The organism is Acidobacteriota bacterium (assembly GCA_021161905.1).
GTDB lineage: Bacteria > Acidobacteriota > B3-B38 > Guanabaribacteriales > JAGGZT01 > JAGGZT01.
This window is the reverse complement of the sequence record JAGGZT010000032.1, coordinates 1-11,100: the sequence shown is the minus strand read 5'-3', so window position 1 is coordinate 11,100 and position 11,100 is coordinate 1. Positions and strand designations below refer to the sequence as shown.

The window sequence follows — 11,100 nt, the reverse complement described above, 5'->3', positions numbered from 1 at the left end:
CCGGAAAATAAACTCTATATCTGACTGCTGGTGGTACTTTCTGCTGGTCGCTTTTAGAGGGGGCGCAGCTGGTTTTTACCAAATGTAGGTGCAGGGGTGAGGTATAAACTGAACAAGCCCAATAGGTGGTTTAGGTTTGATTTTAACTGTTTGGTATGGCCTGGCTTATTCGTCCCTCGTGTTTCGTTTGGGGTAATGTGGGGGTTCTAGGTGCGGCGATTGACTTTTTCAAAATAAGGGGGATGTTCCCCTTTTCTTTTTTTGTCCATTTTTGGTAAACTAAAAGACCTGAACTTTATCTGAGCGATCATCTGGTGTTAAGGAGGTGGCAAATGGAGCAGGTGAGGGTGAGGTTTGCCCCGTCTCCCACTGGTGAGCTCCATGTAGGAGGGGCGAGAACCGCCCTTTTCAACTGGCTTTTCGCGAGAAATAAGAGGGGAAAGTTCATCCTTCGCATAGAGGATACCGATGTCGAACGCTCCTCAAGTGAGGTGGTCAATAGGATATTTGAGGCGCTCCGCTGGCTCGGGCTCATCTGGGATGAGGGTCCCTTCTATCAATCGCATCGCCTTTCCATTTATCGGGAGTATGCGGAGCGACTGGTTGAGATGGGTTATGCCTATTACTGCTACTGTACCCCGGAGCGGATCAAAAGGGAGAAGGAGAAAGCGATTGGGGAGGGGAGGACCTGGCGCTACGACCGCCATTGCCTGAGCTTAAGCCCGGAGGAGGTCAAGAAAAATGAGGCAGAGGGTCTTCCCCGAGCGATAAGGTTCAAGGTGCCGGAGGGGGAAACCCGGTTCACCGATCTCGTTCATGGAGAGCTCTCCTTCAGCCACGAGAACATCGAGGACTTCGTCCTCCTCCGCTCCGATGGGCATCCCACCTATCATCTCTCGGTGGTGGTGGACGACATTGATATGAAGATTACCCATATTATCCGGGGGGATGATCACATCTCGAATACCCCGAAGCAGATTATGCTCTACCGGGCTTTTGGCGTCGAGCCTCCCCAATTTGCCCATCTTCCTCTTATCCTCGGTCCGGACAGGAAGAGGTTGAGCAAGAGGCATGGGGCAACTTCAGTTCTCGCCTACAAGGAACAGGGGTTTTTAGCCGATGCAATGGTCAACTTCCTTGCCCTTCTCGGCTGGTCCTCTGGTGATGACCGCACCATAATCCCAAGGGAGGAACTTATCGAGCTATTTTCCCTTTCTGGGGTCAGTAAGTCGAACGCGGTCTTCGATATCACCAAGCTTGAATGGCTGAACGGGCAATATATTTCCCTGAAGAGGGCGGAGGAGCTTGAGCCCCTGGTCGCCGAACAGCTGAAGAGAGTGGGTTTATGGAATGAGGCTTTAGCTGGGGAAAAAAGGGATTGGTTCCTCCTCCTTATAGATCTCCTTAAGCCGCGGGTGAAGCTTCTTCCTGATTTTGCCCGCGATGCCAAGCCTTTCTTAAGCGATGATTTTGAGTACGATGAGGAGGCGGTAGCGAAACATTTCACCGATCCGGAGCTTCCCCGTTACCTTTCCGAGCTTAAAGAGGAGTTTACCCTTCTTCCCCGGTTTACCGCCCAGGACACGGAGCGAGCTCTCCGTCTCACCGCTGACCGGCTTAAGATAAAGGCGGCAGCCCTTATCCATCCACTTCGGGTTGCCCTTACCGGGAAGAGGGTGGGACCAGGTATCTTTGAACTCCTCGAGGTAATGGGTAAGGAGAGGACGCTCAAATTGATCGATAGGGCGATAGGATTTTTGAAGGAGGGCGATGGTAAGAAGGGCAAGTTGGATTAGAGGAAAGCCCGTATCCCCATCCAAACGGCTAATCCGGTAAGCAAGATCCCGGAAAACCTCTTTGCCTTTTTCCGCTCGATCCGGATGATTATCCGTGGTCCTAACTGCCCTCCAAGAAAGGCGGAGAGGGCTAAGAATAAGGCAAGTTTAGGTTCGAAGTGTCCGGCAGCAAAGTGGCCAGCAAAGCCGAGCAAGGTGGTGAGGAGAGCTATGAGGGAAGAGCTTCCTATGGCGATCTTTATCGGCACCCGGAAGATCAAAACCATCATCGGAACCATCAACGCCCCACCGCCTATCCCGATCATCGCTGCCGCCATCCCGATGAGGAAGGCGAGGGGAATGGCAAGCGGTAGGTTGACCCCATAGCTATCTTCACCCATCTCTCTCCTTATACACCAATGAGTGAACGATACTCCTCCCCTTCTCTCCTCTGGAGAAAGGAACATAATGATCCCGCTTGTCCCAACCACTACTGCAAAAAGAAAGGAGAGGGAGCTACCGCTAAACCTTCCCGAGTAGAAACCGCCGAGAAAGGAGCCGAAGGCGGAGAAAGAAGCGAGGATGAGGGCGAGGAGGTAGTCGACGAGCTTCTTCCTCCGATAGACGGTGAAGGCGGAGGAGGAACTGGCAAGGATGATGAGCATAGTGGTTGCGGTTGCCTTGTGGAACTCGATGCCCAGAAGCACCTGAAGCGGGGTGTAAAAGGCTCCCCCACCGATCCCGAAGGCGGAGGATATCATCGCGATAAAGAATATGGCGATGCCGCTAATTACCAGAAGAGCCATTGAACCCTCTCCATCGATAAAAGAGTAGTCTATTTTATCAGACGGTAGTCTATTGACAAGAAGAAAGCTAAGGTAAAAAGATCTCCTAATCGCAGGATTGGTTACCTTCCGTCTACCCTTCCGGATTGCAGCCAGTGGCGATGAGCTTCTTTTTAAGAAGGGAAGAGAGGCGCAACCGATCCTCTTTGAGCTTTGGATGGTGATGGAATATCTCGTCAAGTGCGTTAAGGAACTTCTTAAACTCAGGAGGAAGGTTGGCTATTTCGTAATGAATAAAAACCCCAACCCTGTGTGAAGAGACAAGGCCGGCGTTCTTAAGGCAGTTAAGATGGCGTGATATATTCGGCTGGCTGATATCGAGCACCTTGGTGAGATCGCAAACACAAAGCTCTCTTTCAAGGAGAAGGTTCATTATTCGGAGCCTGGTGGGATCGGAGAGTGCTTTGAATATCCTGGCCAATTTTTCCATAAGCCCTCCCTATATTCCTCTATTAGTATATAACGATATATAATGTCGCCTTCTCTGTCAAGGATTAATTGACTGAAGCGAAAAAAGCTTTAAGGAATGGTTTGTTCTGCGTTAATATAGAAGGCGCATAATGGAGAGGAAGATTTTAAAAATATGGTTTTTTCTGCTCGGAATAGGGGTTTCTCTCGCTCTTCCATCCTTAGGCGGTGTTCAACATTTCACCACGGTAATCATTCGAGGAGAGAAGCTGTCCCCTCTTTTAGGAAAGCCGATTTCCTCTCTCCTCCTTTGTCGCTATGAGGGGGGTAGGTTTTTCCCTGTTACTCTTCAGGTGGATGAGCGGGATGATGAGGGGAAGCTTCTCCTTGGGGGGAGTGAGAAGGCGGGTCTACTCCGACCGAATGATGAACTCATATTCCTCCTTGAGGAGGGAGGCAAGCGGGCACCAGCGTCAGCTCTTTCTTCCCTTTGCTCGCCTGTCTTCGAGCTCAAGGTGAGGGGGAAATATTTTTATCTTTTTCCTTCTCTTTCTTCCTCCCAAAGGGAGGTAAAGAAGGTTATATCATCATATGCCCGGGGAAATTTCTTCTTTGTTCGAACCCCATCCTATTCGGCGGCTTTGGCTAAGGATAGGTACTTTCTGGTGGAGCTTGCTTTTCCCTCAGGAAGAAGCATACTCGATCGGAGCAAGATAAGGATAAAGGCACGCCTCAAGTGGTGGTTTTTCTATCCCTTGGCGATAAAGCCGATGGTTAAAACCGAGGGAGATATCGCCTTCCGAACGAGGGGGATAAGGAGAGGACCGCTGAGGATAACCGTGGTGGGAAAGCCAGAATTAAAAGTGGTAGGAAGAAAGGTCCCTTCAGGGGAGGTGGAGATAGGGTTTTATCCCGAGGGGATCGTCTTTCCCATCGTGGTCTCATCGCCGATAAGACTTGCCCGTTATTGTAGTTCCGCCAGTTTCCGTACCTCGCTTGACTTTGCAAGTTCTGCCTCAGGTATGGAGATCTACCTTCCTGGTGGATATCATGGGATAGCGGATGGAAAGATGGAACCAGGGGAAAAAGATTTTCCTCATTGTAAAACGAATTTTGTTCTTCTCTCGGGAGAAAAGGGGGTGCTACTCTTCTTCATTCGACCAGAAAGGAGAGCAAAAATGCTCCCCCATTCCTTTTATTTTGCTGATGATGGGAAAAAGCGTAAATTACCTGAAGGAGAACCGGGGAGCTTCCCTGAGCTTGGATTTTCCTTCGATATCTTAAAGGCAGAACCAGGCGAATACATCCTTTACCAATATCTTTATTTCTTTCCGCCGAAAACAAAAATAAGTGAAATAAACCCTTCCCTTCTTCCGGAGCGCTCGCTCGGTCAGGAAGCAAAAATCCGCTTTTTCTCGCCCTAAGTGCCTCTCTGGCTTCCTCAGTCTTCTCCCTTCTTTTCTTCAGTTCTTTCCAGCTCCTTTTCTGCTGGTTTGTTCTCGGAAGTTCCGCTCAGCGCTTCTTTAAAATTCTTTATCCCTCTGCCCAAGCCGCGACCCACTTCGGGTAGCTTCTTCGCCCCAAATAGGAGAAGCACGATACCGAAAATGAGCAAAAGCTCCGGAATACCAATCGAACCAAACATCTTAATCCTCCCAAGTAAATTCTCTTTTAAAACAATTTTTATTTTACGACCTTCAATAGCGATAAGTCAATCGTATTTAAGCCACCCCTTCCCACCCGGGTATCTCTATTGCGAGTTATCCTCGGAAGATATCCGAGAATTAACCCCTCTCAATTGCTCTTCTTATTTCGTCATCAGCCATTTCCCTCTTTTGGTCTTTTCAATGAGAGGATGGAAGCGGTATTCCTCTTTATCTCCTCCACTGCCGGCTGGTCGAAGGGGTTAACCTGGAGAAGGAAGGCGTAGAAGACGATAGCGAGTTCGAAGAATAAGAAAAGCTCCCCCAGGGTAAAGGCGTTTATTTCAGGGATGATTAGGGTGGTGTTTGGTCTCTTTCCTTTGGTCAGAGCGAGCTCGGTCGCCCTCTTTTCCGCGGTGAGTATCTCCGAGAGCTTCCTTCCGGCAAGGAACTGGGGGATCTCTCGGTGAGGGAGGACATCGGGTAGGGTGATATCCTCAGGGAAATCCTCTACCTCGAGAAAGAGGAATTCCTTGTCGTTCGGTCCCTCGAGGTAGAGCTGGAGTTGGGAATGTTGATCGCTTGCCCCGATCGCTACCACTGGCGTTTGTCCCACAGGGGCGCCTTGTTCGCTCCTTTTCCCCAAGCTCTCGGCAAGGAGCTGACGGTACCAATAGGCGAGTCCACGGAGGGTAGTGGCGTAGGGGAAGATGACCTGATCCCGTTTCCCCTTGCGAAAGAGGAGGAAGTGAATAAGAGCGAAGAGGAAGGCAGGGTTTTCCGAGGGAGGGAGGTTGATCAATCTATCTCGGATAAAGGAAGCACCGGTGATTAACTCCTTGGTATCGACGCCGATAAGGGCAGCGGGAAGAAGCCCCACTGGTGAGAGAACAGAAAACCTCCCCCCTACATCCTCGGGGATAAAAAAGAGCTGATAACCTTCCTCCTTTGCAAGCTGGAAAAGGGGTCCTTTCCCTTTGGTAGTTATGACTACGATATTCTCCCGATATTTTGTTATCCCTTTTTCTTTTATGAGGAATTTCCTTAAGGAAAGGAAGTTAGCTAAGGTCTCTACCGTCTTTCCCGATTTGCTTATCACGATGAAGAGCGTTCGCTTGAGGTCGAGGGTAGCGGCAAGGCGAGCGGTTATTGTCGGGTCTATGTTTTTAAGGACGATCAACTTAGGATAAAGGCGAAAGGAGAACTCAGAGGAGAGAGGAGCTAATGCTTCATCTATGGCGATGGCGCCCAGGGCAGAGCCTCCCATCCCGATTACCACCACCTGATCGAACCTTCTTCCTGACCAGAGGGCAAAGCGGCGGACCTCCTCCTCGGTCTCATCATCATCGGGTAAGGAGGCGAAGCTGTATTCCCCTTTTTTGATCTTTCTCCTTACCTCGTCGATTAATCTTTCTCCAAGGGGAAGATTTTTATCGATCTCCTCCCCCTTTATTCCCTCATCGCCCACCCTTTCGTGGAGGGCGTTTTGATAATCGTATCTTATTTCCTTCGCCTTCTCTTCCACCGTGTCCTCCTTTTGGGATAAGTATAGCCCCGGTTGGGGGGAGGATTCAACCGGGAAGGGCTTTTTGTTGACACCTTTCGCCAGGGGGAATAGAATAATAAATGTTGGATAAGTTAAAGTTTTTCCCTGTTCTTAAGAACAGAGGGAGTAGGGGTTGGGGGTAGCGGTCTTCGATGAAGCGGAGGGCGGTTTTCGTTTTTTTCCTTCTGTTCTCTTTTGCCTTTCTTCTTTTCCCTCGAGAGGAGAAGGTATCGGACAAAGAGAAGCTTAGGAGGATAAAGGAGGAGATAAAAAGGCTCAAGGCACGGTATGAGGCGGCTCTTTCCGAGGAAAAAAGCATCCTCGGGGAGCTTGAGCGGTTGGGTGTAGCGGTGGAATTGAGGAGGGCGGAGCTTGATCGCCTCGAGGTGGAGCTTAGGATAAATCGAGAACGACAGAGGGAGGTAAGAAGGAGGATCACTAAGCTGAGGAAGAAGATAGATGATGAGAAGAAGCTTTTAGGAAGGAAGTTGGTCTTTATCTACAAATTGGGCAGGCTCAGCTATCTTCGTATGGCTCTTTCAATGGAGGAGGCAGGAGGTTTTCGAGAGGGCTATTACTACCTTTCCTTCTTAGCCCGTCGGGATAGGGAGCTTATAGATAGGTTTAGGCGGGATATCGCCCTTTTTACCCGTTCGAAAAGGGAGCTTAAGGAGGGAGAGAGAAGGTTGCTCGCCTTGAGAAGGGAGACGGCGGCGAAGGCGGAGGAGGTGAGAAAGCTGCGGAAGGAGAAGGAGGCTTATCTGGCCAAGGTAAGGAGGGAGCAGAAGTTGACCTTGCAAGCGATATCAGAGCTGATGGAGGCATCGCGGAAGCTCGAAGGGTTGGTGGCGGATCTCTCGACCGAGGGGGTTCCCCCCTCACCCCCTCTTCCTTTCTACCGGTTCAAGGGGTTACTCTCCTGGCCCGTTTTGGGGAAGGTCGTCGCCACCTTTGGGAAGGTTAAACACCCCAAGTTCAATATCTATTTGGTGAGAAAGGGAATAGATATCGCAGCACCGCCCGGTTCCCCGGTTTATGCGGTGTTTGATGGGAAGGTGATATATGCTGACTGGTTCCGAGGTTATGGAAACCTCCTAATAATAGACCATGGGGATAAGTATTGGACCTTTTATGGCTATGCCTCGAAGCTTCTGGTCAAGGTTGGTGATTATGTGAGGAAGGGAGAGCCGGTAGCCTTGGTAGGGGATACTGGTTTTCTCTCCGGTCCTTCCCTCCACTTCGAATTGAGGCACAATGGGGTCCCTGAAAACCCTTTGGATTGGCTGAAACCAATTAAGGAGCGTAAATAGCAATGCTTAGAAGGTATCGAAAACAGCTTATTACAATTACTGCGGTAGTGGTCTTCTTCGCCCTTTTTGGGATAATCTTGGGGAGCGCAGGTTCGAAAGCGGGAAGCTACCGCAGACTTACCATCATTACCCAGGTGATTGAGTTGATCAAAAGGAACTATGTGGAAAAGGTCGATCTCAGCCGTCTTTTTTCCGCCGCCTTCTATGGGATGGCTGAGGGGCTCGATCCGGAGAGTTTCTACCTTTCCAAAGCGGAATATCGACAATACCAGAAGGATATGGTTATGCCGCGGGCGGGTGTGGGGCTCGTTGTCGCTAAGAGGAGTAGTAACTCCTTCCCCGAGGTGTTACGGGTTATCTCCGGTTCCTCCGCTAATAAAGCGGGGATCCTTCCTGGAGATTTGGTTGTCTCCATAGAGGGTCGTCCCACCAGGGAGATGACCCTTTTTCAAGTGAGAAACCTCCTTTCTGGGGATGAGGGGAGCGAGGTAAAGCTCACGGTGAGGAGGGCTGGAGCCAAGGGAGAGATCGAATTATCCCTCATTCGCCATCATCTCAAGAAGGAGAGGGGGGAGAAGAGGATCATTGAGGGTAAGGTTGGTTATTTCAAAATCCCCACCTTTACCAAGGGGGTCGTTGCCAATTTTAAGAAGTGGCTTCGTGAATTAGAGAGGGATGGGATCGACTACTTGGTGATAGACTTGAGGAATGCTTCTGGCGGTTCCCTTCCCGATATGACGAGAGCAGCGGATTTCCTTCTTGAGCGAGGGGTAATCCTCTCCCTCAGAAGCAAAGGGCAACTGATAGCCAGCTACCGGGCGAAGAAGGGGAGGTTTTTTACTGGCAAGGTGGAGGTGCTGATAAATAGCCGGACCAAGGGGATACCCGAGGCGTTTGCCCTCGCTCTCGCCGAAAACAATCGGGCGGAGGTGGTGGGGGAAAAGAGCTTCGGTGATGGTGCAGTGAGGAAGGCTATTCCCTTGAGCGATGGTTCCGCCATTATCCTTTCGGTGGCGAAGTTCGTCTCCCCCAAGGGTGTCTCTTTACCGGGGCACGGCGTTATCCCCTCTTTTTCCATCCCTCTTCCCCAGGCTAAGGAGGTAGGGGGATCTCCTTACGAACTTCAGCTGACCAAGGCGGTGGAGCATCTAATTGGCACCAGCGAGTAGGAAAAAGAGAGCGAGAAATTCTACTAAGAGGAGCTCCATAAGGAAGAAGAGGGGCAAGGTAAAGGGGAGGGTGAAGTTCCCCTTTACTTTCACCGGAATTCTCCTTGTTTCGCTGAGCATCGCCTTTGTCCTTTTCTTTTTCCTCCTTTTTAGTAACAGGGAGGCGAGAACCGAGGCGGTTTTTTTTGAAACGCAGGCGAAGATAGATAAATTACTCCCCTCTTTAGCAAAAAAGGCTGGTATATCTTTAGCCCTTCCCGGGAGAAGGGGGGAGGGTGGGGTTATTTTGGTCAGAGGAGACTTTCCTGGCAATAAAAGGCGGGAAAGGATCGTGGCAGAGCTTAGAAAGGGGCTTCCCTCCTCTTCTATTTCTCTTTCTTCTCGCTTTTCTCGAAACCCCAACCGGCTTATCGTAAATATAGTCGTTGGCAATAGGGTTTCCCACCGCCTTATCTTGAAAGAGAGGAGAAACTCCCCTCTGGGGAAGAGGAAGGCTTTGGGAAAGGTAGCGTTGATAATAGATGATGTGGGCTATGATATCGTCCTTCTTGAGGACCTTCTCAGCTCCGTTGATTGTCCCCTTGCTGTATCCGTTCTCCCTCATCTTCCTTATTCCCGGGAGTCAGCGGAGCTCGCCCATCGGCTTGGCTTTGAGGTGATGCTCCATCTGCCGATGGAGCCGGTTGGTTATCCGGAAAAGAACCCGGGGGAGGGAGCGATCTTCATCGATATGAGCCCCGAGGAGGTGAGGTGGACGATCGAGGATGATCTCCTCACCGTCCCCTATGCGGTAGGGGTGAACAATCATATGGGCTCAAGAGCTACCGAGGATCGGGACCTTATGAGGATAGTGTTTGAGGTATTGAAAGAGAAGAGGCTCTTCTTCGTTGATAGCCGGACCACCGATTATTCGGTTGCCGCCAGGGAGGGAAAAGAGCTCGGGGTTCGCGTTGGGGTGAGGACCATCTTCCTCGATAAGGGGGTCAATTCCCACAACGATGATGTCGCGGGCAACCTCCGGAGGTTGTTCTCCTTAGCCGAGGAGCGGGGAAAGGCTGTTGGTATCGCCCATCTTTCGATAACAACGGTCCAATCTTTAAAGGATATTCTCCCCTTGCTAAACAGAAATGGAGCGGAGCTCGTTTTTATATCAGAGGTGGTTGAATAAATGGCAAGACTTGGGAGAAGAAGGGGGAACATCTCCAGAAGGAGAAGGGCTTTTCTTATTATGGGGGTAGTTTTCCTAATGGGAGGCATTTTTTCCTTCGTCTTATTTCCACCTACCCTCACTCATCCGGATAAAAGGATGAAACCCACCTCCCAATTGAGAAAGGGGGATTCAGAAAAGGGGCTTTTCTCCAAACTTTCGGATCAACTTTCCACCGCTTCTTACTATGTGGGGAAGGTAGTAGCAGAGGTAATAGTGCCCCGCCTCTCCCCTGAGACAAAGGCTCGACTCTATACCGGGATCAAGGTTGTATCCTTCCTCTATGCCATTTTAAAGGCGTATTTCTTTCACTTCCTTGTACTTATTGCCGCGATGGTTCTTCTCATAAGAAGCGTTTTGCCACCCTCAAGGCGAAGGAAGAGGCGGTAGGGTAGTGTTTTTCTTCTGACCCTCGGTTCTTATTTGCTCTTCGGAGAAGAGATTTTTCCCTCCAAAAAATTGGATTGAACTATTTCGCTAATTGACTATTACTACCAACAATTATAAGGATAGACCAAAAAATTGAATTCGGATTTCAAAAAACCGAACTTATCCAGGGACAACGACTGGGGTAAATAAAGGCAAGGTTTTGACATTTTTGTTGTAATTTGTTATTTAAGTGATACTTAAATAGGTTTCACCGGTGGAGCCTAAAATGGCATCTCTCTTGCTTAGTAAAAAATGGAAGCTTTATTTAGATGATTAATCAAATGTAAGGAGGTAGAAGGGCGATGAGTAAAAAATTGTTGTGGGTGGTGATGGTGGTTTTTGCCTTAGGGCTTACCGCCACCGCCTTTGCCCAGAGCTCGGTCCAGACCGGTAACCTGAACGGGACGGTGAAGGATGAGACCGGCGCTGTGCTTCCTGGGGTTACGGTGACCATCACCAGCCCAGCGATGATCGTGCCTCAGCTGGTTACCCAGACCGATGAGCATGGGTTCTTCCGCTTCCCGGCGATTCCTCCTGGTGTTTATCAGGTGAAGTTTGAGCTCGAGGGGTTCGCCACCCTTGTCCGCAAGGGGATCGTCGTCTCATTGGGTAAAACCACTACTCTCAATGTTACGATGAAGGTGGCGGCGGTAGCGGAGACGATAACGGTTACCGGTGAGTCGCCGGTAGTGGATAAGCAGTCGACCACCATCAGTGTGAACTTCACTACTGATCTTCTGCGTCACCTGCCGAGTACTCGGAGTATGT

General features: G+C 50.1%; 11 protein-coding genes. 7 read left to right on the top strand and 4 right to left on the bottom strand.

Features of this window, described 5'->3' with window-relative positions; translation table 11 throughout:
* The first annotated feature begins 332 nt into the window (after window positions 1-332).
* Window positions 333-1,796: a glutamate--tRNA ligase gene (locus J7L64_04595; GenBank protein MCD6451620.1), complete on the top strand. Its 1,464-nt coding sequence runs from the start codon at window positions 333-335 to the stop codon at window positions 1,794-1,796.
* Here J7L64_04595 and J7L64_04590 read toward each other — a convergent pair.
* Window positions 1,793-2,581 carry a sulfite exporter TauE/SafE family protein gene (locus J7L64_04590; protein MCD6451619.1) on the bottom strand — a complete coding sequence of 263 codons (789 nt, stop codon included), beginning with the start codon at window positions 2,579-2,581 and terminating at the stop codon, window positions 1,793-1,795. The genes J7L64_04595 and J7L64_04590 overlap by 4 nt on opposite strands.
* Before the next feature lie 112 nt (window positions 2,582-2,693).
* Window positions 2,694-3,050, bottom strand: a complete 357-nt coding sequence (locus J7L64_04585) for a winged helix-turn-helix transcriptional regulator (GenBank protein ID MCD6451618.1) — start codon at window positions 3,048-3,050, stop codon at window positions 2,694-2,696.
* Between the two features lie 130 nt (window positions 3,051-3,180).
* Here J7L64_04585 and J7L64_04580 point away from each other — a divergent pair, with 130 nt between their 5' ends.
* On the top strand, window positions 3,181-4,452 hold the full coding sequence (locus J7L64_04580) for a hypothetical protein (GenBank protein MCD6451617.1): 1,272 nt from the start codon (window positions 3,181-3,183) through the stop codon (window positions 4,450-4,452).
* A gap of 17 nt (window positions 4,453-4,469) precedes the next feature.
* Here the strand turns inward: J7L64_04580 and J7L64_04575 are convergent, their stop codons facing one another.
* Window positions 4,470-4,673 carry a twin-arginine translocase TatA/TatE family subunit gene (locus J7L64_04575; GenBank protein MCD6451616.1) on the bottom strand — a complete coding sequence of 68 codons (204 nt, stop codon included), beginning with the start codon at window positions 4,671-4,673 and terminating at the stop codon, window positions 4,470-4,472.
* A gap of 173 nt (window positions 4,674-4,846) precedes the next feature.
* Complete coding sequence (locus J7L64_04570) at window positions 4,847-6,196, bottom strand: glucose-6-phosphate isomerase (GenBank protein MCD6451615.1); 1,350 nt, start codon at window positions 6,194-6,196, stop codon at window positions 4,847-4,849.
* Window positions 6,197-6,369: 173 nt separating this feature from the next.
* Here J7L64_04570 and J7L64_04565 point away from each other — a divergent pair, with 173 nt between their 5' ends.
* The 5 genes from J7L64_04565 to J7L64_04545 form a co-directional block, all read left to right on the top strand.
* A complete protein-coding gene (locus J7L64_04565; protein ID MCD6451614.1) occupies window positions 6,370-7,527 on the top strand; it encodes a peptidoglycan DD-metalloendopeptidase family protein in 1,158 nt (385 codons plus the stop codon).
* A 2-nt stretch (window positions 7,528-7,529) separates the two neighbouring features.
* Window positions 7,530-8,696 carry a PDZ domain-containing protein gene (locus tag J7L64_04560; GenBank protein ID MCD6451613.1) on the top strand — a complete coding sequence of 389 codons (1,167 nt, stop codon included), beginning with the start codon at window positions 7,530-7,532 and terminating at the stop codon, window positions 8,694-8,696.
* Window positions 8,680-9,864, top strand: a complete 1,185-nt coding sequence (locus J7L64_04555) for a divergent polysaccharide deacetylase family protein (GenBank protein MCD6451612.1) — start codon at window positions 8,680-8,682, stop codon at window positions 9,862-9,864. Before J7L64_04560 ends, J7L64_04555 begins: the two co-directional genes overlap by 17 nt.
* Window positions 9,865-10,293: a hypothetical protein gene (locus tag J7L64_04550; GenBank protein ID MCD6451611.1), complete on the top strand. Its 429-nt coding sequence runs from the start codon at window positions 9,865-9,867 to the stop codon at window positions 10,291-10,293. It begins immediately after the preceding gene.
* 341 nt (window positions 10,294-10,634) lie between these two features.
* A partial coding sequence (locus J7L64_04545; protein ID MCD6451610.1) for a carboxypeptidase regulatory-like domain-containing protein occupies window positions 10,635-11,100 on the top strand: 466 nt, incomplete at its 3' end.

Bases quoted from the DNA above. Each gene is read 5' to 3' on its own strand.
- J7L64_04590 (MCD6451619.1), bottom strand. From the start codon at position 2,581: ATGGCTCTTCTGGTAATTAGCGGCATCGCCATATTCTTTATCGCGATG.
- J7L64_04585 (MCD6451618.1), bottom strand. From the start codon at position 3,050: ATGGAAAAATTGGCCAGGATATTCAAAGCACTCTCCGATCCCACCAGG.
- J7L64_04550 (MCD6451611.1), top strand. From the start codon at position 9,865: ATGGCAAGACTTGGGAGAAGAAGGGGGAACATCTCCAGAAGGAGAAGG.
- J7L64_04595 (MCD6451620.1), top strand. From the start codon at position 333: ATGGAGCAGGTGAGGGTGAGGTTTGCCCCGTCTCCCACTGGTGAGCTC.
- J7L64_04580 (MCD6451617.1), top strand. From the start codon at position 3,181: ATGGAGAGGAAGATTTTAAAAATATGGTTTTTTCTGCTCGGAATAGGG.
- J7L64_04575 (MCD6451616.1), bottom strand. From the start codon at position 4,673: ATGTTTGGTTCGATTGGTATTCCGGAGCTTTTGCTCATTTTCGGTATC.
- J7L64_04560 (MCD6451613.1), top strand. From the start codon at position 7,530: ATGCTTAGAAGGTATCGAAAACAGCTTATTACAATTACTGCGGTAGTG.
- J7L64_04565 (MCD6451614.1), top strand. From the start codon at position 6,370: ATGAAGCGGAGGGCGGTTTTCGTTTTTTTCCTTCTGTTCTCTTTTGCC.